Below are 21,441 nucleotides of genomic sequence, written 5' to 3'. Positions count from 1 at the left end.
ACCCTCCTGGCCACCTGGACCGGCGCCTGCTCGATATGCGGCCAACCCGCACCAACCCCCGAACCACACCACAGGATCTAACAAAGCCCTACTAGAGGGTGCCGGGAGGCCGTCCTCGGGCGGTCGGGGCCGGATTTCACTTTCCGGCTGGTCGCAGGCTAAAGTTCTTCTTGTTCGCAGCGCGGAAACGCAGGGAAACACGGCGAACAGCGGGGCTATAGCTCAGTTGGTAGAGCGCCTGCATGGCATGCAGGAGGTCAGGAGTTCAATTCTCCTTAGCTCCACAGTCAAGATCCCGTCCCCAACAGGGGGCGGGATCTTTTTTTGCCCCCGGGCCGGGGGCGACTCGTGCGGCCGCCTCCCCAACTGCCTTGTACTGCCGGGCACAAGGGGCGAAAGGCCGCTCGGGGCCCCGCACCGGCGGCGCGTCGGCCGCTGCGATGTCATTCCTTCAGGCCAAAGGCTGGTGACGGGATCGTCGTCGGGCTGACCCCCTTGCGGGGCCATGGCAGAATCGGAGCGCCGGAGGGGGCGACGGACCGATCGGGAGGGAGCGCGATGCCTGCGAGCCGCGTACGAGTCCCCGACCTGCTGCTTGCCCTCACCATGGCCTATTACCCCACCGCGGACGACGGATCCGCCGTTCCGCAGGAGAACTCCTTCGCGTGCACGGCCTGCGGCCACAGTCGGAGCTGACCGGATGGGTGCACACAGGCGGAAGTGTGACTGGTGCGGCAGCGGTACGCCCATCGTCAGGGACATGGACCCCGTCAACGCGGACTTCCAGTACTGGTGCGAGGAGTGCGCGCGGGCGCTGATCATAAAAGGCGACGCCATCGAGACGTACCGCGAGCTCGAAGGGGAGCCCATCTACGGCCGGCTCCTGGAGGAGCACTGCACCCTCAAACGGTTCTACTCCTTCGCGACCGCCTGACAGGGGAGTCGGGGCGCGGACGAGCCGCGGTCCGGGGCGTCCGTCGCCGACTGGGCCGAGCCCAGGTGGAAACGATTTTTGATGGGCCGGGGGAGCGTGTAATGTTCTCGATGTCGCCAGGGAAACCGGGCAACAAACAACACGGGGCTATAGCTCAGTTGGTAGAGCGCCTGCATGGCATGCAGGAGGTCAGGAGTTCAATTCTCCTTAGCTCCACAGTGAAGAAGCGGGTTATCCGGATCGGATGGCCCGCTTCTCGTTGTTCCGGCCCCTTCCGTGCCCGGCGGTCAGCCTCGGCCGCTGCCCAGTGCCTTGCGCTGGGCGCTGGGCAGCACGGGGCGTTCGGCGGGGGCCTGTTCGATGCGCAGGGCCAGCGCCGGGCAACGCCGTACCGCCCGCTGGGCCCGGCCCCGCAGGTGCATCGGAACGGCGGCGTCCGCGAGCGCGGGATAGCGTCGGGACCCAGCCTGATCAGCTCGGGGACGATGTCCGCGCAGAGCCCGTGTCCCCGGCAGAGCGTCCAGTCCACGGCGAGTTTCTCCCCACTCGGAGTGGACTCCTCCAGGTCCTCGTATCCGGCGGCGGGCAGCGGCAGCACCCCCAGCGTCTCCCGTCCGCAGCCGCCGTCCAGGACGTGCGCGGCGAGGTCGTCCGTGAACGCGGAGAGGGTCGACGACAGGAAACGGGCCGAGCCGTCCGGATGCTTGCAGGCCCCGCGGCCCTTCACGGCCTGGGTCACCTCGCGCAGCGCCTCCAGGGCCGCCGGCCCGCCGCCGTTCAGTACGTCCGAGAGGCCGCCCGCCGCCGCCGACAGACCCAGCTTGCAGGGACCGCACTGGCCGGCGGTCTCGGCAGCCAGCCAGTTCGCGATCCTCAGCGACTCGCCGATCGGACAGGTGTCGGGTCCGATCGGCAGGATGGCCCCGGCGCCGAGTGCGCCGCCCGCCGCCGCCAGCGAGGCTCTGGAGACCACGGCGTCGTGCGAGGCGATCGCGTCGATCCAGTTGCCGTGATAGCCGCCGGTGAGTACCCCCTGGGGCAGCGGTGGGGCTCCCGCGAGTTGCAGGACGTAACGCAGCGGCACCCCGGTGGGCACCTCGATCACCATCGGGGCCGCCACGGCCCCGGAGACCGTGAGCAGGACCGTGCCCGGCTCGTCGTGCAGGCCTGTGTGCCCGTAGCGGCGGGACCCGATGCGTGCGGCGACCGCGAGCTGCGCGAACGTCTCCGCGTTCGACAGGAGTGTCGGGGCTCCGGCGACGCCGGACTCGGCCGCGCGCTCGCGGCGTCCCGGCGGAAGGGCGGGGCCGCCGTTCACCGCCCGGATGACGGCGGAGGCTTCCCCGGAGACCATGCGCTCGGGGGTGCGCACCACCCGGGCTCGCAGGTGCTGCCCGCGCTTGTCGGACAGACCGCGTTCGGCCAGGGCGGTGCGGACGGATATCTCCGTGGAGTTGCGGGTGACGGCCACGACCAGCGTGCGGGCGCCGAGTGCCTCGGCGGCGAGCAGGGCGCCGTCCAGGATGAGGTGCGGAGCACGGTTGAGGAGCACGGTGTCCTTGCGGCAGGCGGGTTCGCCCTCGCTGCCGTTGATCACGACGACGGGCCTGACCCCGCGCCGGATGGAGGCCTTCGCCACCGCGCGGAGCTTCTTCCCGAACGGGAATCCCGCGCCGCCGCGGCCGCGCAGGGAGATCGACTCGGCCAGTTCGGCGAGCCGCTCGCCCGTCATCGGTTCGAGCGGGCCGTGCACCTTCAGGTGCATGGCGAGGTCCAGACGTTCCACCAGGTCGAAGCCGGTGGTCAGCTGGGGGAGGCCGACGACGCGGACCTCGGGCACATCGGGGAGGGGGACGTTCAAGGTCGTTCTCCTGCTGGTGCGTGCCAGGGTGCCCCGGCCGGGGGCGGGTAGAGCGGCCCTGGCAGCAGCTCTGTCTCCTGGTCGGACGTGGTGGGCGGATAAGGGGTGTGCGCCGGCGTGGGCGCCTGCGCCGGGGGAGCGGGGGAGGGGGCGGGCCAGCGGCCGTCCGGCTCCTCCTGCGGCACGGCCGACGGCCGGGAGACCGCCCGGTACGCGGCCGAGATGCCCGGCTGTCTCGAGGCGGACGCCCCTGGGGCCGGTGCGAGCCGGTCGGAGCCGCGCGGCGGCGCCTCGTAAGGTGCTTCATAGGGCGGGGCCTCGTACCGGGCTTGCTCGTACTGGGGCTGCGCGTAAGGAGCCTGCGCGAAGGGCGTCTGCTGCCCGTACGGCACGGGCCGTACCCGGGTGCGCCGAGTGTAGGAGCCGACGGGGCCGTCAGGGTCCGCGGGCGGACCGGGGTGCCGCGTACCCCTAGGTCGCGGTCGTCGTCGCCCCAGCCGGGGCGTCCGGCGGCAGACCTCGGCGGGGCTGCGGCGGAGTGGTCTCCGCGCCGGGGAGCGGCGAGGAGCGGACGACCGGGTCGGACGCCGACGGCGGGCCCGCCGAACCGATCAGGTCGGTGACCAGCTCGATGATCAGCCTCTTCGCCGGGGCCGGGAGCAACCGCAGGCACAGTGCCACCGCGACCGCCAGGAGGCACAGCATGTACATCACGACGACCCAGGTCGCCGGCTGCCGGCCCGCGTACAGACCGTGTACCAGGGCGGAGCACCAGGCCGGGTAGGCCAGTGCGTGGAGCGCGCGCCAGCGGCCGGCGATCTTGCCGGGGGTCGCGAACGCGCTGCGCGTGGCACCCGTGGCGGCGGTGACGATCATCAGCAGTCCGGCCAGTGAACCGAAGCCGATCAGTCCGGCGGTGCCGCTGACGCCCGTACCGAAGGGTATGAGGGCACCCAGCAGGCCGGTGTGCCCGAGGGCGACCTTCACGGTGCCGTGCAGCAGGAGGAAGCCGAGCGAGGTGACGGCGGCGGCCCGGTGGATGCCCTGGCAGACGAGCCGCTGGCGGGTCGAGAGGAACAGCCGGTCGGTGGCCAGCAGGCCCCATGCGACGGCGGCGGTGAGCGACACCAGCGTCAGGACGCCGGTGGTGAAGTCGAACGCGGTGCGCATGCCGTCGCTCCCGGCGACGGCGAGGAGCGGAATGAGGACCAGCGCCGCGACGGTCAGCCCGCCCTGCATCGGGCGGCTCATACCTGGACTCGGACTCATGGAGGGGGACGAGCGGATCCTGCGGTGAGGCTTCATGGGGGCGACTCCGAATGGTTCGGCAAAGCGGTCCCGTTGCCGTATGCTAGGTCGCCGCATAGTGGCCGGTACGAGGTTCGAACTGTTGCCCCGATAGGGGGCAGTACGCGGAGTAACCCCCGGAGTGTGTAGGTCCTGCGGAGGGTTCGTGCCGTTCGCGTGCCTGGGGTCCGCGGTGGCGGGCGGCCCGGAGCGGCGCGTGCGCCGGGTATCTGCCGGGCCGGGTGCCGGGCCCGTGCGGTACCCTGACGCCATGCGTGCCGTACGCCTTCTGCTTAGCGAGCCGCGCTGATCACTCCCGACCGGTGAGCATGCCTGGTCGGACTCGGCGCGGCGTCCCCTCCTGTGCGAGGGGATTTTTCGTTTCCGTAGACGTGTGTCCGTAGACGTGGGCGCCGGCAGATGACGATCGATGGAGCTTTGAGGATCATGAGCGAGACGAACACCGCGGCCGAGGTGGCCGCGCCGCACCGCTATACGGCAGCGATGGCCGCCGACATCGAGGCACGCTGGCAGGACTTCTGGGACGCCGAGGGCACCTACGAGGCGCCCAACCCGACCGGCGACCTGGCGGGCGATGCGGAGCTGGCCGCCAAGCCGAAGCGCTTCATCATGGACATGTTCCCGTACCCCTCGGGTGCCGGTCTGCACGTCGGCCACCCGCTGGGCTACATCGCCACCGACGTCTACGCCCGCCACCAGCGGATGACCGGGCACAACGTCCTGCACACCCTGGGTTTCGACGCCTTCGGGCTGCCGGCGGAGCAGTACGCGGTCCAGACGGGTACGCACCCGCGGATCTCCACCGAGGCCAACATGGAGAACATGAAGGTCCAGCTGCGCTGGCTGGGCCTGGGCCACGACAAGCGCCGTTCCTTCGCGACGATCGACGCGGACTACTACAAGTGGACGCAGTGGATCTTCCTGCAGATCTTCAACTCCTGGTACGACGCAGAGGCCGACCGGGCCCGCCCGATCGCCGAACTGGTCGCCCAGTTCGAGAGCGGTGAGCGCCCGCTGCCGGACGGCCGCGCATGGGACGCGCTGAGCGCCGCCGAGCGTGCCGACGTCCTGGGGCACCACCGGCTGGCGTACGCCTCGGACGCGCCCGTCAACTGGTCGCCCGGTCTGGGCACCGTGCTGGCCAACGAGGAGGTGACGGCCGACGGCCGCTCCGAGCGCGGCAACTTCCCGGTCTTCAAGGCGAAGCTGCGCCAGTGGAACATGCGGATCACCGCCTACGCGGACCGGTTGCTGAACGACCTGGACGGGCTGGACTGGCCCGAGGCCATCAAGCTGCAGCAGCGCAACTGGATCGGCCGGTCCGAGGGTGCCCGCGTCGACTTCCCGGTCGACGGTGCCGGTGACATCACCGTGTTCACCACCCGGCAGGACACCCTGTTCGGCGCCACCTACATGGTGCTGGCGCCCGAACACGAGCTGGTCGAGCGGATCATCCCCGCCGCCTGGCCCGAGGGAACGCACCCGGTGTGGACCGGCGGCCACGCGAACCCGGCCGAGGCGGTCACCGCGTACCGCAAGCAGGCCGCGGCCAAGTCCGACGTGGAGCGTCAGGCGGAGGCCAAGGACAAGACCGGTGTCTTCACCGGGACGTACGCGACCAACCCCGTCAGCGGCGACAAGGTGCCGGTCTTCATCGCCGACTACGTCCTGATGGGCTACGGCACCGGCGCGATCATGGCGGTACCGGCGCACGACGCGCGCGACTTCGCCTTCGCGCGCGCCTTCGAGCTGCCGATGCGCTGCGTCGTCGAGCCGTCGGACGACCGCGGACTGGACCCCTCCACGTGGGAGGACGCGTTCTCCTCGTACGAGGCGAAGCTGGTCAACTCCGCGAACGGCGAGATCTCGCTCGACGGCCTGGGTGTCGTCGAGGCCAAGGCGAAGATCACCGAGTGGCTGCGGACACACGGGGTCGGCGAGGGCACGGTCAACTTCAGGCTGCGCGACTGGCTGTTCAGCCGTCAGCGTTACTGGGGTGAGCCCTTCCCGATCGTCTACGACGAGGAGGGCATTGCCCACCCGCTGCCCGAGTCGATGCTGCCGCTGGAACTGCCCGAGGTCGAGGACTACTCGCCGCGCACCTTCGACCCGGAGGACGCCGACACCCAGCCCGAGACCCCGCTGTCCCGCAACGCCGACTGGGTCAACGTCACGCTGGACCTGGGCGACGGCGCCGGCCCGCGACGTTACCGCCGCGAGACCAACACCATGCCCAACTGGGCGGGTTCCTGCTGGTACGAGCTGCGCTACCTGGACCCGAACAACGACCAGCGACTGGTCGACCCGGCGATCGAGCAGTACTGGATGGGGCCGCGCGACGGCCTGCCGACCGGCGGTGTCGACCTGTACGTCGGTGGCGCCGAGCACGCCGTGCTGCACCTGCTGTACGCCCGGTTCTGGTCCAAGGTCCTGCACGACCTGGGGCACATCTCGTCCGCCGAGCCGTTCCACAAGCTGTACAACCAGGGCATGATCCAGGCCTTCGTCTACCGTGACAGCCGCGGTATCGCGGTCCCGGCCGCCGAGGTGGAGGAGCGGGACGGGGCTTACTTCCACGGCGACGAGAAGGTCAGCCGTGTTCTGGGCAAGATGGGCAAGTCGCTGAAGAACGCGGTGACGCCCGACGAGATCTGCGGGGAGTACGGCGCGGACACCCTGCGCCTGTACGAGATGGCCATGGGCCCCCTGGACGTCTCGCGTCCGTGGGACACCCGCGCCGTCGTCGGCCAGTACAGGCTGCTGCAGCGTCTGTGGCGGAACATCGTCGACGAGGAGACCGGCGAGGTCACCGTCGTCGACACTGAGCCCGGCGAGGACACCCTGCGGGCACTGCACAAGGCCATCGACGGTGTCGGCCGCGACATGGCTGGGATGCGCTTCAACACGGCCATCGCCAAGGTCACCGAGCTGAACAACCACCTGACGAAGACGGGTGGTCCGCTGTCCCGTTCGGTCGCCGAGCGGCTGGTGCTCCTGGTGGCACCGCTGGCACCGCACGTGGCGGAGGAGCTGTGGCGCCGGCTGGGCCACACCGGGTCCGTCGTGCACCAGGACTTCCCGGTCGCCGATCCGGCCTACGTCGCCGACGAGACCGTCACCTGTGTGGTGCAGGTCAAGGGCAAGGTCAGGGCGCGCCTGGAGATCTCCCCGTCGATCACGGACGAGGAACTGGAGGCACTGGCCCTGGCCGACGAGAACGTCGTCGCCGCCCTGGGCGGGGCGGGCATCCGCAAGGTGATCGTCCGGGCGCCGAAGCTGGTCAACATCGTTCCCGCATAACGGCGTCCTGCGGCCCGCGTAGTGCGGGGCGGGCCGCAGGGGGCGGCCGGGGCGGTCCGTGTCGGGACACGCCAGGGCTTTCCCCTACGGACAGGGCTTTCCCCTACGGGCAGGTCGGGGGTTCCTCAGGAACCCTCGGCCTGCCCGTTCCGTTTACGGTAGAAGGGCGGGCCGCGCACCGGCAGCCGAGCCGACAACCGAGGGGCGTCCATGGAAGCCGTGATCCTGATCCTGACGCTGCTGTTCGTCGCGTTCGTGGCGCTCGGTGTGTACGCCGGCGTCAAGGCGGTGCGGGCCGCCAAGCGGGGCGTGGACCGGACGATCACCCAGGCTCGCCGCTCCGTCGAGGACACGGCACTACGGGCGAAGAGCTACGGACAACCGGGCGTGCCGGGAGAGCTCGCACAACTGAGGCTCGCCCTGCGGACTTCGATGAGGGCCACCCAGGAGGTGCTGAACGCCGGAGCGGCGGAAGACGCCTCCCTCGCCGAGTCGCTGAACCTGTTCCACCGGCTGAGTGCCCACGGGCGCGAGCTCGACAACGACCTCAGGCGTCTGGAGCGCGAGCCGGACCGGGCGACCGTGGCCACCTTGCTCCCGGGCCTGAGGGAGCGCACCGAGCGCATCACGCACTCGGCGGAATCGCTGCGCTGGGCGGCGCGTGACCGGGCCAGGCAGTTCGCCGACGACGACTTGGCCGCACTGAACGCACAGATCGACGTGGAGGCCGGCGCCCTGCGGCACTGGACGACCGAGGAGCCGCAGACCCAGGGCGGTGACGCGGCCGGGCACCACTGGAGCGCTCCGGCGGACGAGCCGTCGGCGCAGGCGATCACGTCCCCGGATCCCCGGTCGGGCACCGGCTACCCGTGGCAGAAGTCGGCCAAGCCGGAGACGACGAACTGAGCCGGCCGAAAGCCGGCGCGACGGCGGCGGTATGTATCTGGCCCCGTCAATACGTGTCCGAGTTCGACGGATGAATGTTTGCAGGGTGAGCGGAAATGATCAGTAGATCGGTCCTGGGCTGCCGCGCCCCCGCCCTGGAAGGTAATCTCCGGCTCATGTCCCGCCATGTCGCTATCGTCACCGATTCAACGGCCTGCTTGCCGCGCCAGGCGATGGAAAGGCACGGCATCACCGCGGTGCCGCTGACCGTGGTCCTGGGTGACCAGGCGCTGGAGGAAGGCACGGAGATCTCGGCTCGTTCGCTGGCTCTGGCCCTGCAGAAGCGCCGTTCCGTGACCACGTCGCGGCCGAGCCCCGACGTCTTCGCCGCGACGTACCGCGCGGTGGCGGACGCCGGCGCCACCGATGTCATCTCCCTCCACCTGTCGGCCGAGCTCTCCGGCACCTACGACGCCGCACTGCTCGCGGCGAAGGACGCACCCGTGCCCGTGCGTGTCGTCGATACGCGCATGGTGGCCATGGCCCTGGGGTTCTGCGCGCTCGCCGCCGCCGAGGCCGCGGAGATGGGGGGCGGCCCGGACGAGGCGGTCGCCGCGGCCGAGAAGCGGGCAGCGGACACGTCCGCCTTCTTCTACGTCGACACACTGGACTATCTGCGCCGGGGCGGCCGTATAGGAGCCGCCCAGGCGTTGCTGGGGTCCGCACTCGCGGTCAAGCCGCTCCTCCGACTGGACGGCGGCCGTATCGAACTGCTGGAGAAGGTACGGACGGCGTCCCGGGCGATCGCCCGACTCGAGGAGCTCGTCGCGCTGCAGGCCGGTTCGGGCGCGGTGGACATCGCCGTGCACCATCTGGCCGCGCCGGAAGGGGCCGAGCGGCTCGCGGAACGCCTGCGCGGACGCGTGCCCGGACTCGCCGAGCTGTACGTGAGTGAAGTCGGCGCGGTCATCGGAGCGCACACCGGGCCAGGACTGCTGTGCGCTGTCGTCTCACCGCGCTGAATTTCACCCCTGCGGGTGGTGGAGATATTCACAACTCGTAAGTTATCCACCGGATATGGGGCGCGTCGACGCATTCCGGCAGAAGTGTCTAGCGTCGTGCGGCATGAGCTACCGATCGCCCCACTCGCCCGGCCTCGCGGCCGTCCCGCAGCAGCACACCAGCGACGCGGCGCGCACCGTCGCGGATCGGACCGGGCGGACGCCCGCGGAGCCGACCCCGTACGCCGGCGCGCACACGCATCGCGCTGGTCGAGACCCGTCGCGCGGGAGCGGCCCGAGGGGGCGGCGCGCCCGTCACCGGTCCGGTGTCCGCCCGGGCGGCGCGGCCGGCACCTCGCCGGGTGCTCCGTACGGAGCCCGGTACGGGCCAAGGCGCCTCGCACGCGGATTCGACGCCGAGGCCGCGGCGGCCTCGCGGCTCCGGGCGGATGCGCTGATGGCGGGCGGGGGTCCCGCACCTGCGGAGGCGGGGGCGGAGGCGGAGGCTGAGACGGGAGCGAGCGCGGACGCGGCGCCCCCCGCCGCGCCCTGGCAGGCCCGCGCGGCACCGTCCTGGGCCGTGGACGGGGACGAGCCGACCGCGTCTGCCGTGAGCCTTCCGGCGCGTGCGGCCCAGGACGCGGTCTCAGGGGGTGTTCGCGGAGCCACTTCGGCGCCCGGCTCGCTCTCCGCCGAGACTCCGGCCGATTGCCCGGTAACTGACGAACGGGCCGCCTCGGCTTCGGCGGCGCGGTCCGGGCCCGGCGCGACGACGGCTCCGGTCTCGGCTGCCAGGTGGCGCACGACGCCCGACGCGGACTCTCCTGTGGTCCCGGAGATGAGTGCGGGGCATGGTGCGACGGCCGTTCCGGCCCCGTCCAGGGGCTCGCTCCGCCCGCCGGGCCGGGGAACGCACGGGGAGCCGGGCGCCCTGACCGCCGCGGCGGTCGCGGACTCGCTCCGGCCGCCGGACCAGGAGGTGCCCCATGCCTTCGTGACGCGGGCACGGTGGTGGCGGGAGGCCGGGCCGGCGCTGCGGGATCGCCTGCCCCTATGGGTGCAGCTCCGATGTGGCCTGGAACTCCGTGCGCTCGCGGCGGTGTCGGTCGTACTGGCCGGCGCCGTGGTCCTCGCAGCGACGCACTTCTGGTCCGGCCGACCCGAGACCGTGCGCGCACCCGAAAGGGTCGCAGAGGCCGCCGCGGTCCAGGCGGGCACGCCGGGCACTCCGGGCGCCGCGGTGTCCGGTGCCCCTGCCACCCTGTCCGCAGGGTCATCGGCCGGCCCGACTCCCGGCGGACGGATCGTCGTCGACGTGAGCGGGAAGGTGCGACACCCTGGGATCCAGTACCTGCCGGTGGGCGCCCGTGTCGCGGACGCGCTGAGGGCCGCGGGGGGTGTCCGTGCAGGTACGGATGTCACGGGACTCAACCGGGCGCGCGTCCTGACGGACGGCGAGCAGGTCGTGGTGGGGCTGCCCGCCGCACAGCCTCCGCCGGACGGAGTCCTGGGGGCAGGGCCGCCGGGGCACAGCGGACCGACGGCCCCGCTGAGTCTCGGCACGGCCACCGCCGAGCAGCTCGAAACCCTGCCGGGTGTGGGACCCGTCCTCGCCCAGCACATCATCGACTACCGGACCGAGCACGGGGGCTACCGCTCCGTCGATGAGCTTCGTGAGGTGAACGGGATCGGCGACCGCCGGTTCGCGGACCTTCGGGCACTGGTCAGCCCGTGAACAGCACCGATGTGCACAGGGATTCGGGATCTCGGCTGGGAGCCGCCGACCCCCAGCAGGAAGCCCCGGCCGATCTCCGGCTGGTTCCTCCCGCACTGGCGGCGTGGGGCGCGGCGGTGCTGGCACTGGGTGCGCCCGGCCGCTGGGCGGCGGTGGGAGCCGTTCTCTGTGCCTGTGCGGGCCTGGGCCTCATCGCCCTGTCCCGGACCGCGGAAGGCCGCGCCGGCGGGGCGACTCGGCGGGTGATCCCATGGCGGACGGTGAACCCGGACGCGCCCCGGCAGCCGGCGGGCCGCGAGGGGCGGACGCGGCGCGCCACGCACAGCACCACCGCTGCCGCGGTGCTGCTGTGCGCCGCCGCCGGGGCGGCGGCGGGTGGGCTGCACGGAGCGGACTCCCGCAGTGGACCGGTCCCCGGGCTGGCGCGGGCGTACACGGTGGTGGAGGCCGACGTGACCCTCACGTCGGACCCGCGGCAGACGCGGCCCCGCGTCCGGGGAGATCACAGCACTCCCGTATCTCTGCTCATCGACGCCGAGATCGGTCGGCTGACCGCTCCCGGCGGGCAGGAAACCGTGCTTCGCACCCCGGTCCTCGTCATGGTCGCACCTGGTGATGCGGCCGCGCGATGGCGGCAGTTGCTGCCCTCCACCCGACTCCGCATCAGCGGACGGCTCGCACCACCGCGCCACGACGGCGAGCGCATCGCAGCCGTGCTCGGCACCGACGCGGACGAGCCACCGAGGACGAGCGCGAAGCCGACTCCCCTCCAACGTGCCGCGGGACGACTGCGCTCCGGTCTCCGGGAGGCCACAGACGGGCTCGACGGCGACGCGCGGGCACTGCTGCCGGGGCTGGTGGTCGGAGACACCTCCCGTGTCCCACCCGACCTGCACGACGCCTTCAAGGCCACCGATCTCACCCATCTGCTCGCGGTATCGGGTGCCAACCTGTCCGTTCTGCTCTTCCTCCTCATCGGGCCACCGGGTTCAGCCCTGCGCAGCGAACGCCGCGGGCTGGCCCCCAGGCTGGGCATCTCGCTGCGCATGACCGCCGTCATCGGCGGAGCGATCGCTCTGGCCTTCGTGATCGTCTGCCGCCCCGAACCGAGCGTCCTGCGTGCGGCGGTGTGCGGTCTGATCACCCTGCTCGCGATCGGAACGGGCCGGCGCAGATCGCTGATCCCCGCACTCGCCGCCGCCGTGCTGCTCCTGGTGCTGTACGACCCCTGGCTGGCCCGCAGTTACGGATTCCTGCTCTCCGTGCTCGCCACCGGGGCGCTGCTCACACTCGCCCCGCGGTGGAGCGCTGCTCTGCAACGACGAGGAGTCCCGGCACGGCCGGCCGAGATACTGGCTGCCGCCGGAGCCGCCCAAGCGGTCTGCGCTCCCGTGGTCGTGGTCCTCGCTTCACGGGTCAGCCTGGTCGCCATCCCCTGCAACCTGCTGGCCGAGTTCGCCGTGGCGCCCGCGACGGTGCTCGGTTTCGCCGTGCTCGCCGTGGCCCCCGTCTGGATGCCGGCGGCCGTGGGACTGGCCACGGTGGCCGGCTGGCCCGTCAGCTGGGTCGCCTCCGTGGCCCGTACGGGGGCGGCCCTTCCGGGGGCGGAGGCGGACTGGCCCGGCGGCTGGCGCGGTGCCGCCCTCCTGGCCGCCCTTACCGTCGTACTGGTGCTCTCCTCCCGCCGCCTGGCCCGGCACCCGTGGATCTGTTCGGCTGCCGCACTCCTACTGGTCCTGGCGGTACTGAGGCCGGTTCCCCTCACCCGGCTCATGACCGGATGGCCGCCTCCCGGCTGGGCCTTCGCCCTGTGCGACGTCGGGCAGGGCGACGCCATGGTGCTTGCTGCGGGGGAGGGTGCCGGGGTGGTCGTGGACACCGGCCCCGAGCCACGTCTGGTCGACGGGTGCCTGCGTGACCTGGGCATCACCCGTGTTCCCCTCCTGCTCCTGACCCATTTCCACGCCGACCACGTGCGGGGCCTCCCAGGCGTGCTGCGAGGCCGAGAGATCGGCGCGATCCAGACGACGGTGCTCGACGAACCACCGGAGCAGGCCGCCTTTGTGAAGCGGACTGCCGTGGCGGCGCACGTCCCGCTGATCCGGGCCGTCCCGGGGGAGCGCCGCCGCGCCGGCCCGCTCGACTGGCAGGTGCTGTGGCCTGCCGCGTCCGGACAGGGGCCGGCCCTGGTGGCCGAGGAGCCGAACGACTCCAGCGTCACGCTCCTGGTCCGGTCGGGGGAGCTCACCCTGTTGCTGCTCGGCGATCTCGAACCCCCGGCCCAGCAGGGAGTGTTGCGTGCCTTCCCTGCGCTGCCGCGGGTGGACGTACTCAAGGTCGCGCACCACGGCTCCGTGCACCAGGACCCCGCCCTGCTGCACAGCGCCCGCCCCCGGATCGCCCTCATCAGCTGCGGCGCGGACAATCCGTACGGACATCCGGCCGCCCGGACGCTCGAAGCGCTCGAAGCGACGGGAGCGGAGATCCTGCGGACCGACACGAACGGTTCGATCGCGGTCACGGGAAACGGTACGGGGCTCCGTGCGGCGGGGCGGTCATGAAAGGGGAGGGAAGCCGCAGCGTGGCCCGACGGCAGCCCGCCACCCGGGATCGGGGCGGCCCGTGGCGCAGTTGTCCGGGCGGCCGGGGTGGCGCGGTGCTGTCAGACCAGCCAGGTTCCGTCGGCCATCAGGTCGCGCCCCGCGAGCTCGTTCTCCTCCCGCCATGCCTTGACCCCGTGCGGCGTGACGCGCAGGTACACCCACGCGGGACGGCCGCGCAGGTCCCACGTGAGCTTCTCGGTGAACGCGTCCCCGGACTCGGCGGGGAGTTCCGTGCCCTCCACGATCTCCGCCGTCCCCTCGATCAGCACCACGTCGCGGGTGTGCCCGAGAGAAAGCCTGGCCCGGCCGGTGGGTGTCACGTTGACAGCGGTCGGATTGGTACGCCGGGTGGCCAGCAGCAGCGTGCCCCGGTCCCACACGAACGACAGCGGTACGAGACACGGCGCACCGTCGGGCGATGCCGTGGCCACCCAGACGTCCTCGTCGTGGTCGAGACGGTGAAGTACGTCCTGCTTGCGCTGTTCCGGGCTGCGTGCCGGTGCCGGGTCTGTCATGGCCCACACGCTAGCGATCGGCCACTGCCCCCGCCTCGGTCGCCGGGCCTAGGTCCAGTGGCTCATGGCGCCGATCCGTACACGGGGACAGACTTCCGGTATGGACGAAACTCCCCGGACGACCGAAGAACCGCCCAGGCCGGCCCCCGCCCTCACCGGCTCCAGGGTGGACGCCTACCTGGAGCGCATCGGAGCCACCCGCCCCACCCGGGCCGACGCGCCGGCCCTGCGGGAGCTTCAACGCCGCCATCTCATGACCGTGCCCTTCGAGAACCTCTCCATCCATCTGGGCCAGGACATCGTCCTGGAGGAGGAGAAGCTCGTCGACAAGATCGTGACGTACCGCAGGGGCGGCTTCTGCTACGAACTCAACGGCGCCTTCGCCGCGTTGCTGCGCGGCCTCGGCTTCCGGGTCACCCTTCTCCAGGCCCGCGTCTTCGGCGACGGTGGGCGCCTCGGTATTCCGTACGACCACGTCGCACTGCGGGTGGAGACGGATGAGGGCACGGGCCCGTGGCTCGCCGATGTGGGGTTCGGCGACCATGCCCTGCAACCGCTCGCCCTGGACTCCCGCGTGGAGCAGGAGGATCCGAGCGGCAGATTCCGTTTCAGGGAGGCGCCGCGGGGAGATCTCGACCTGTTGCGGGACGGTTCCCGGCAATTCCGTCTCGATCCGCGACCGCGCGCGCTCCCGGAGTTCCGGGCGGGTTCCTGGTATCACCGCACCTCGCCCGAGTCCCACTTCACCCGGTCCCTCGTCTGCTCACGGCTGACCGAGGAGGGGCGGGTGACACTCCGCGGCCGGACCCTCATCCGCACCGTGCGGGGGGAACGTCGTAAGGAGGAGTTGGCGACCGATGCCGACGTACTCCGCGCCTACCTCGTCGAGTTCGGACTGGCGCTCGACCAGATGCCGGAAGTGCGTGCGGCCCTGATCGGCCCCAGGGGCTGACGCCCGGCTTGTCCGAGCAAAGGTCTGCTGGCGCCCCGGCTCGTCGGAGTGAAGGGCTGGCGCCCCCGGGGCCGGACCTTTTCGGGATTCGGATCGCGGGCTAAGGCGTCTCCAGCCAGCCCTCGTAGTCCGCGGCGAACCTGTCGAGTGCCGCTGAGTCCAGTCGTCCCGCCGGGTCCTCGACGACCACCAGCCACTGGGCGTCCTCGGCGTCGTCCTCCCCGGCCAAGGCGTCCCGGACGAGCTGGGGCTCCTCGGTGACCTGGAACCGGTCGGGCAGCTCCTCGGCGACCGCCTCGGCCGTATCCCGGTCGGGCAGTACCAGTACATGTCTCACGTCGTTCACCCGGCCATTCTCCGGCACGCACCCTGAGGCTCCGAGCGCGGGCGGCGTCCCCGCATCGTTGTCACAGGAGCGTGGGATGCTGGAGCGCGATGGCCACCAGACGCACTTCCACCGACGACCCGCTCGCCCCCGTCACGCTCGCCGTGGGCCAGGAGGACCTGCTCCTGGACCGTGCCGTGCAGCACGTGGTGGCGGCGGCCCGCGCCTCCGACGCCGACACGGACGTCCGCGACCTCACCCCGGACCAGCTGCAGCCCGGCACTCTCGCCGAGCTGACCAGCCCTTCGCTCTTCGCCGAGCGCAAGGTGGTGATCGTGCGCGACTCCCAGGACCTCTCCGCCGACACGGTCAAGGACGTCAAGGCGTACATGGGAGCCCCTGCCGAAGAGATCACCCTCGTGCTCCTGCACGCGGGCGGAGCCAAGGGCAAGGGGCTGCTGGACGCGGCGCGGAAGGCCGGGGCGCGCGAGGTGGCGTGCCCCAGGACCACCAAGCCGGCCGAGCGGCTGTCCTTCGTCCGGTCTGAGTTTCGCGCGCTCGGGCGCTCGGCCACCCCCGAGGCGTGCCAGGCGCTGGTGGATTCCATCGGCAGCGATCTGCGGGAGCTGGCGAGCGCGGCCACGCAGCTCGTCGCGGATGTCGAGGGGACCATCGACGAAGCGGTCGTCGGCCGCTACTACACGGGCCGCGCCGAGGCCTCCTCCTTCACCGTCGCCGACCGGGCGGTCGAGGGCCGCGCCGCGGAGGCACTGGAGGCGCTGCGCTGGTCGCTGTCGACCGGGGTCGCCCCCGTCCTGATCACGAGCGCCCTCGCGCAGGGTGTCCGGGCGATCGGCAAGCTCTCCTCCGCCCGCGGCGGACGGCCCGCGGATCTCGCCCGTGAGCTCGGCATGCCGCCGTGGAAGATCGACCGGGTGCGTCAGCAGATGCGCGGATGGACCCCGGACGGGGTCGCCGCAGCGCTGATCGCGGTCGCGGCGGCCGACGCGGGTGTCAAGGGTGGTGGGGACGACCCCGCGTACGCCTTGGAGAAAGCCGTGGTCGCCGTCGCCCGCGCGGCACGTTCCGGGGGCCGCTGAGCGCCGCGCCCGGCGGCTTCGGGCGCTTCGGACACGGGTCGCCGCCGGCCGCCCCGTGTCTGCCTTCCGCGAGGGCTGACGATTGAGCCTCCCTGCGCCCCGCGCCCCGCATCCGCGCCACGCATCGACCCCAAGCAAGCACGAAGGCCCCGGCCGTCGTCCTGGGGAGGACTTCGGCCGGGGCCTTCGGTCAATGCTCGGTGCGCCGCACCCGCGTGGCGAACGCAGGTTCGGTGTGCGGCGCGGGGTGCCGGTCAGGAGCGGGAGAGAGGGCCCGCTGAATCCGTTCCGGCGATCACATCAGTAGCTCAGCCCTGGAGGGCGGCAACCTTGAGAGCCAGCGCCGACTTCTTGTTGGCGGCGGCGTTCTTGTGGATGACACCCTTCGAGACAGCCTTGTCGAGCTGGCGCGACGCGTCACGGACGGCCACAGTGGCCTTCTCGACGTCACCGGCAGCGGCAGCCTCACGGGCCTTGCGGATCGAGGTCTTGAGCGAGGACTTGACGGCCTTGTTGCGCAGGCGCGCCTTCTCGTTCGTCTTGTTCCGCTTGATCTGGGACTTGATGTTCGCCACGAAAGAGCCTTTTCAGGTTCGTTGGATCTTCTATGTGCGCCACGCCGCTTCTGAGGGCCACGAGGCACAGCTGCCCACGGTAGCAGTCACCCTCGGACCGGCCCAAACCGGTCCCGGTCCCGCAGGCGTGGGAGCATGGAGGCTACGTATCGATCCGCCCGACCCGACAACGACCCGAGACACGGCGTTCGGCGTCTCAAGAATCAGGACCCTGCGTGCCCGCGACTCCTACCAACGTGCCCGAGCCGAGCCGTACCGACCCGGCGCTGATCCGCAACTTCTGCATCATCGCGCACATCGACCACGGCAAGTCGACGCTTGCCGACCGGATGCTCCAGCTGACCGGGGTGGTCGATCAGCGGCAGATGCGCGCTCAGTACCTCGACCGGATGGACATCGAGCGCGAGCGCGGTATCACCATCAAGTCCCAGGCGGTCCGTCTCCCGTGGGCGCCCACCGAGGGCGAGGGCAAGGGCCCGACCCACATCCTCAACATGATCGACACCCCGGGCCACGTGGACTTCACCTACGAGGTCTCCCGCTCCCTCGCCGCGTGCGAGGGCACGGTCCTCCTCGTGGACGCCGCTCAGGGCATCGAGGCGCAGACGCTCGCCAACCTCTACCTGGCGATGGAGAACGACCTCACCATCGTGCCGGTCCTGAACAAGATCGACCTGCCGGCCGCGCAGCCGGAGAAGTTCTCCGAGGAGCTGGCCAACCTCATCGGCTGCCAGCCCGAGGACGTGCTCAAGGTCTCCGCGAAGACCGGTGTCGGAGTGGACGCCCTGCTGGACCGCGTGGTCAGGGACGTCCCCGCCCCCGTCGGCCTGGCGGACGAGGCGGCCCGCGCGATGATCTTCGACTCGGTCTACGACCCCTACCGCGGAGTCGTCACCTACGTCAGGGTCGTCGACGGCCAGCTCAACAAGCGCGAGCGCATCAAGATGATGTCGACCGGCGCCACCCACGAACTGCTGGAGATCGGTGTCTCCTCCCCGGAGATGACCCCGGCCGACGGCATCGGCGTCGGTGAGGTCGGCTACATCATCACCGGTGTGAAGGACGTCCGGCAGTCCAAGGTCGGTGACACCATCACCTCCCTGAATAAGGGGGCGACCGAGGCGCTGGGCGGCTACAAGGACCCCAAGCCGATGGTGTTCTCCGGCCTGTACCCGCTGGACGGCTCGGACTACCCGGACCTGCGTGAGGCCCTGGACAAGCTCCAGCTCAACGACGCCGCACTGGTGTACGAGCCGGAGACCTCGGCCGCGCTCGGCTTCGGCTTCCGCGTGGGATTCCTCGGGCTGCTCCACCTCGACGTGGTCCGCGAGCGGCTCGAGCGCGAGTTCGGCCTGGAGCTCATCGCCACCGCCCCCAACGTGGTCTACCGGGTGGAGATGGAGGACGGCTCGGAGCACGTCGTCACCAACCCGAGCGAGTTCCCCGAGGGCAAGATCGACAAGGTGCACGAGCCGGTCGTGAGGGCCACTGTCCTCGCGCCCAGCGAGTTCATCGGCGCGATCATGGAACTCTGCCAGAACCGGCGTGGAACCCTGCTCGGCATGGACTACCTCTCCGAGGACCGGGTCGAGATCCGCTACACCCTGCCGCTCGCGGAGATCGTCTTCGACTTCTTCGACCAGCTGAAGTCCAAGACCCGCGGTTACGCCTCCCTGGACTACGAGCCCACCGGCGAGCAGTCCGCGCAGCTGGTCAAGGTCGACATCCTGCTGCACGGCGACAAGGTGGACGCGTTCTCCGCCGTCACGCACAAGGACAAGGCGTACGCCTACGGGGTCCGCCTCGTCGCCAAGCTGCAGAAGCTCATCCCCCGGCAGAACTTCGAGGTGCCGATCCAGGCGGCCATCGGCTCCCGGGTCATCGCCCGTGAGACCGTCCGCGCGATCCGCAAGGACGTCCTCGCCAAGTGCTACGGCGGTGACATCTCCCGTAAGCGGAAGCTGCTGGAGAAGCAGAAGGAAGGCAAGAAGCGGATGAAGATGGTCGGCAACGTGGAGGTGCCGCAGGACGCGTTCATCTCCGTGCTGTCGACCGACGAGTCCGCGGGCGAGGGCAAGGCGAAGAAGTAGCCCCTGTCACACCCGGCCCTCGGGTCATCAGGAGCGCGCCCCGGCGGTCACCGTTGAGCGCGACGACCTGGAAGTACCCGGGAGTAGCCCAACTGGCCCCTGCGCCGCGGACGTCCGCGGCGCAGGGGCCCGGTTCGTTATGAAGCGGCGGCCTGTTGCCCCTTACGCCACGGTCCCGCGCGCTCTACTCTGATCACCACCCGTTAGTTACTCGCCAGTTAAACAAGCAGGCCGAGCGGGAACGAGAAGCAGGAATACAGGCAGCAGCAGCCCCAAGAAACCGGTCGTAGCAATGCCGCAGGCCCGGAGGACGTCGTGAGCGACACACAGACCTTGATCGACAGCCGGCCGCCCTCCGTGGCGTCCCTCTTCATCGACCGCGTGGCGGCCACCCCGCAGGGGGAGGCCTACCGCTATCCGGTGCCGGCCGCTTCGGGCGAGGGCCCGGACGACTGGAAGTCGCTGACCTGGGCGCAGGCCGCCGAGAGGGTCCACGCCATCGCGGCCGGGCTGATCGGGCTCGGCGTCCTGCCCGAGGAGCGGGTCGCGCTGGCGTCCTCCACCCGCGTCGAGTGGATCCTCGCGGACCTCGGCGTGATGTGCGCGGGCGCCGCCACGACGACGATCTATCCGTCCACGAACACCGAGGAGTCGGCCTTCATCCTGGCCGACTCCGACAGCCGCGTCCTGATCGCCGAGGACGCGGCCCAGCTCGCGAAGGCCAGGGAGAGCAGGGCCGGGCTGCCCGCCCTCGCCCATGTCGTGGTCATCGACCCCGCAGGCGTCGAGCCCGTCGAGGGCGACCCCGAGGGCTGGGTCCTCACCCTGGCCGAGCTCGAGGCCAGGGGTACCGAGTACCTGGTCAAGAACCCCGACGCGATCACCGACCGGGTCGCCGCCATCACCCCCGACCAGCTGGCGACCCTCATCTACACCTCGGGCACCACCGGCCGCCCCAAGGGCGTACGGCTGCCGCACGACAACTGGTCGTACATGGCGAAGGCGACCGTGGCCACCGGCCTGATCACCGCGGACGACGTCCAGTACCTCTGGCTGCCGCTCGCGCACGTCTTCGGCAAGGTGCTCACCTCCGGTCAGATCGAGGTCGGCCACGTCACGGCCGTCGACGGACGCGTCGACAAGATCATCGAGAACCTGCCGGTCGTCCGGCCCACCTACATGGCGGCCGTACCCCGCATCTTCGAGAAGGTCTACAACGGGGTCGCGGCCAAGGCACGGGCCGGCGGCGGCGCCAAGTACAAGATCTTCCAGTGGGCGGCGGGGGTCGCCCGCGAGTACGCGACGGTCTCGCAGGACAACTTCCGGCGCACCGGAAAGGCCTCGGTGCCCTTCGGTCTCGCAGCCAAGCACAAGGTCGCCGACACCCTCGTCTTCGCGAAGCTCCGCGAGGCCTTCGGCGGCCGGCTCCGCGCCTGCGTCTCCGGTTCGGCCGCGCTCGCCCCCGACATCGGTCTCTTCTTCTCCGGCGCCGGGATCCACATCCTGGAGGGCTACGGCCTCACCGAGTCCAGCGCCGCCTCCTTCGTCAACCCCGGCGAGGCCTACCGCACCGGGACCGTGGGCAAGCCGCTCCCCGGCACCGAGGTCCGGATCGCGGACGACGGCGAGATCCTGCTGCGCGGCCCCGGCCTGATGGAGGGCTACCACCGGCTGCCCGAGAAGACCGCCGAGGTGCTGGAGTCCGACGGCTGGTTCCACACCGGTGACATCGGCGAGCTGTCCCAGGACGGCTACCTGCGGATCACCGACCGCAAGAAGGACCTGATCAAGACCTCCGGCGGCAAGTACATCGCCCCCGCGGAGGTCGAGGGACAGTTCAAGGCCGTGTGCCCGTTCGTCTCCAACATCCTGGTGCACGGCGCCGACCGTAACTTCTGCACCGCCCTCATCGCCCTCGACGAGCCGACCATCCTCAGCTGGGCCGAGGAGAACGGCCTGGGCGGCAAGCCGTACGCCGAAGTGGTCGCCTCCCCACAGGCCGTGGAGCTCATCCAGGGCTACGTGACGCGCCTCAACGAGGGCCTGCAGCGCTGGCAGACCGTCAAGCAGTTCCGGCTGCTGCCGCGCGACCTCGACATCGAGCACGGTGAGCTGACACCCAGCCTCAAGCTGAAGAGGCCGGTCGTCGAGCGCGAGTACCAGGACCTCATCGACGACATGTACGCGGGCTCGCGCGAGAAGTGAGCCGGGTTCGGTGAGTGCGGCCGGGGCCGGTGGACGCGGAGGCGTCCACCGG

15 protein-coding genes, 2 tRNA genes and 1 pseudogene are annotated in these 21,441 nt (G+C 71.1%); 13 read left to right on the top strand and 5 right to left on the bottom strand.

Annotated elements, in window-relative coordinates; all coding sequences use genetic code 11:
* Nucleotides 1-211 precede the first annotated feature (211 nt).
* From ACFU5K_RS27245 to ACFU5K_RS27230, 4 genes are all read left to right on the top strand, one after another.
* Nucleotides 212-284 (top strand) — tRNA-Ala (locus ACFU5K_RS27245).
* A gap of 274 nt (nucleotides 285-558) precedes the next feature.
* Nucleotides 559-696, top strand: a complete 138-nt coding sequence (locus ACFU5K_RS27240) for a hypothetical protein (RefSeq protein ID WP_384066273.1) — start codon at nucleotides 559-561, stop codon at nucleotides 694-696.
* A 4-nt stretch (nucleotides 697-700) separates the two neighbouring features.
* Nucleotides 701-934 carry a hypothetical protein gene (locus ACFU5K_RS27235; protein ID WP_329037197.1) on the top strand — a complete coding sequence of 78 codons (234 nt, stop codon included), beginning with the start codon at nucleotides 701-703 and terminating at the stop codon, nucleotides 932-934.
* Nucleotides 935-1,077: 143 nt separating this feature from the next.
* Nucleotides 1,078-1,150: transfer RNA gene (locus tag ACFU5K_RS27230), tRNA-Ala, on the top strand.
* 71 nt (nucleotides 1,151-1,221) lie between these two features.
* Here the strand turns inward: ACFU5K_RS27230 and ACFU5K_RS27225 are convergent.
* Nucleotides 1,222-2,795, bottom strand: a pseudogene (locus tag ACFU5K_RS27225) (NADH-ubiquinone oxidoreductase-F iron-sulfur binding region domain-containing protein).
* Between the two features lie 471 nt (nucleotides 2,796-3,266).
* The gene (locus ACFU5K_RS27220; protein WP_384066271.1) at nucleotides 3,267-4,046 is read right to left on the bottom strand and encodes a hypothetical protein; all 780 of its coding nucleotides are present in this window, start codon (nucleotides 4,044-4,046) and stop codon (nucleotides 3,267-3,269) included.
* Nucleotides 4,047-4,529: 483 nt separating this feature from the next.
* Between ACFU5K_RS27220 and leuS the strand changes: the two genes are divergently transcribed.
* The 5 genes from leuS (at nucleotide 4,530) to ACFU5K_RS27195 (ending at nucleotide 13,585) form a co-directional block, all read left to right on the top strand.
* Entirely contained in the window at nucleotides 4,530-7,403 is a 2,874-nt protein-coding gene (leuS, locus tag ACFU5K_RS27215) for a leucine--tRNA ligase (protein ID WP_384066269.1), read from the top strand.
* A 210-nt stretch (nucleotides 7,404-7,613) separates the two neighbouring features.
* A complete protein-coding gene (locus ACFU5K_RS27210) occupies nucleotides 7,614-8,309 on the top strand; it encodes a hypothetical protein (RefSeq protein ID WP_384066267.1) in 696 nt (231 codons plus the stop codon).
* A 155-nt stretch (nucleotides 8,310-8,464) separates the two neighbouring features.
* On the top strand, nucleotides 8,465-9,310 hold the full coding sequence (locus ACFU5K_RS27205; RefSeq protein ID WP_384066265.1) for a DegV family protein: 846 nt from the start codon (nucleotides 8,465-8,467) through the stop codon (nucleotides 9,308-9,310).
* Nucleotides 9,311-10,127: 817 nt separating this feature from the next.
* Complete coding sequence (locus ACFU5K_RS27200; RefSeq protein WP_384066263.1) at nucleotides 10,128-11,024, top strand: helix-hairpin-helix domain-containing protein; 897 nt, start codon at nucleotides 10,128-10,130, stop codon at nucleotides 11,022-11,024.
* A complete protein-coding gene (locus ACFU5K_RS27195; RefSeq protein ID WP_384066261.1) occupies nucleotides 11,021-13,585 on the top strand; it encodes a ComEC/Rec2 family competence protein in 2,565 nt (854 codons plus the stop codon). The genes ACFU5K_RS27200 and ACFU5K_RS27195 overlap by 4 nt, the downstream gene beginning before the upstream one ends.
* 101 nt (nucleotides 13,586-13,686) lie before the next feature.
* Here ACFU5K_RS27195 and ACFU5K_RS27190 read toward each other — a convergent pair whose 3' ends face one another.
* Complete coding sequence (locus ACFU5K_RS27190; RefSeq protein WP_384066259.1) at nucleotides 13,687-14,142, bottom strand: pyridoxamine 5'-phosphate oxidase family protein; 456 nt, start codon at nucleotides 14,140-14,142, stop codon at nucleotides 13,687-13,689.
* Between the two features lie 100 nt (nucleotides 14,143-14,242).
* On the opposite strand from ACFU5K_RS27190, the gene ACFU5K_RS27185 reads away from it, so the two are divergent.
* Nucleotides 14,243-15,094 (top strand): arylamine N-acetyltransferase, encoded by an 852-nt coding sequence (locus ACFU5K_RS27185; protein ID WP_384066257.1) that lies wholly within the window; start codon nucleotides 14,243-14,245, stop codon nucleotides 15,092-15,094.
* 100 nt (nucleotides 15,095-15,194) lie between these two features.
* Here the strand turns inward: ACFU5K_RS27185 and ACFU5K_RS27180 are convergent, their stop codons facing one another.
* Complete coding sequence (locus ACFU5K_RS27180) at nucleotides 15,195-15,440, bottom strand: hypothetical protein (protein ID WP_384066255.1); 246 nt, start codon at nucleotides 15,438-15,440, stop codon at nucleotides 15,195-15,197.
* 89 nt (nucleotides 15,441-15,529) lie between these two features.
* Here ACFU5K_RS27180 and holA point away from each other — a divergent pair, with 89 nt between their 5' ends.
* Nucleotides 15,530-16,519 (top strand): DNA polymerase III subunit delta, encoded by a 990-nt coding sequence (gene holA / locus ACFU5K_RS27175; RefSeq protein WP_384066253.1) that lies wholly within the window; start codon nucleotides 15,530-15,532, stop codon nucleotides 16,517-16,519.
* Nucleotides 16,520-16,827: 308 nt separating this feature from the next.
* Here holA and rpsT read toward each other — a convergent pair whose 3' ends face one another.
* A complete protein-coding gene (gene rpsT, locus ACFU5K_RS27170) occupies nucleotides 16,828-17,094 on the bottom strand; it encodes a 30S ribosomal protein S20 (protein ID WP_014156344.1) in 267 nt (88 codons plus the stop codon).
* Nucleotides 17,095-17,309: 215 nt separating this feature from the next.
* Between rpsT and lepA the strand changes: the two genes are divergently transcribed.
* Both lepA and ACFU5K_RS27160 read left to right on the top strand, forming a co-directional pair.
* Nucleotides 17,310-19,184: a translation elongation factor 4 gene (gene lepA / locus ACFU5K_RS27165; RefSeq protein WP_384066251.1), complete on the top strand. Its 1,875-nt coding sequence runs from the start codon at nucleotides 17,310-17,312 to the stop codon at nucleotides 19,182-19,184.
* A 315-nt stretch (nucleotides 19,185-19,499) separates the two neighbouring features.
* A complete protein-coding gene (locus ACFU5K_RS27160) occupies nucleotides 19,500-21,389 on the top strand; it encodes an AMP-dependent synthetase/ligase (protein ID WP_384066249.1) in 1,890 nt (629 codons plus the stop codon).
* Nucleotides 21,390-21,441: the final 52 nt, after the last annotated feature.

The organism is Streptomyces sp. NPDC057428 (assembly GCF_042803195.1).
GTDB lineage: Bacteria > Actinomycetota > Actinomycetes > Streptomycetales > Streptomycetaceae > Streptomyces.
The sequence above is the reverse complement of the archived record's forward strand: the minus strand, read 5'-3'. Positions and strand labels throughout refer to the sequence as shown.

Bases quoted from the DNA above. Each gene is read 5' to 3' on its own strand.
- holA (WP_384066253.1), top strand. From the start codon at position 15,530: ATGGCCACCAGACGCACTTCCACCGACGACCCGCTCGCCCCCGTCACG.
- ACFU5K_RS27190 (WP_384066259.1), bottom strand. From the start codon at position 14,142: ATGACAGACCCGGCACCGGCACGCAGCCCGGAACAGCGCAAGCAGGAC.
- ACFU5K_RS27205 (WP_384066265.1), top strand. From the start codon at position 8,465: ATGTCCCGCCATGTCGCTATCGTCACCGATTCAACGGCCTGCTTGCCG.
- leuS (WP_384066269.1), top strand. From the start codon at position 4,530: ATGAGCGAGACGAACACCGCGGCCGAGGTGGCCGCGCCGCACCGCTAT.
- ACFU5K_RS27235 (WP_329037197.1), top strand. From the start codon at position 701: ATGGGTGCACACAGGCGGAAGTGTGACTGGTGCGGCAGCGGTACGCCC.
- ACFU5K_RS27200 (WP_384066263.1), top strand. From the start codon at position 10,128: ATGAGTGCGGGGCATGGTGCGACGGCCGTTCCGGCCCCGTCCAGGGGC.
- ACFU5K_RS27185 (WP_384066257.1), top strand. From the start codon at position 14,243: ATGGACGAAACTCCCCGGACGACCGAAGAACCGCCCAGGCCGGCCCCC.
- ACFU5K_RS27210 (WP_384066267.1), top strand. From the start codon at position 7,614: ATGGAAGCCGTGATCCTGATCCTGACGCTGCTGTTCGTCGCGTTCGTG.
- ACFU5K_RS27240 (WP_384066273.1), top strand. From the start codon at position 559: ATGCCTGCGAGCCGCGTACGAGTCCCCGACCTGCTGCTTGCCCTCACC.
- ACFU5K_RS27220 (WP_384066271.1), bottom strand. From the start codon at position 4,046: ATGAGCCGCCCGATGCAGGGCGGGCTGACCGTCGCGGCGCTGGTCCTC.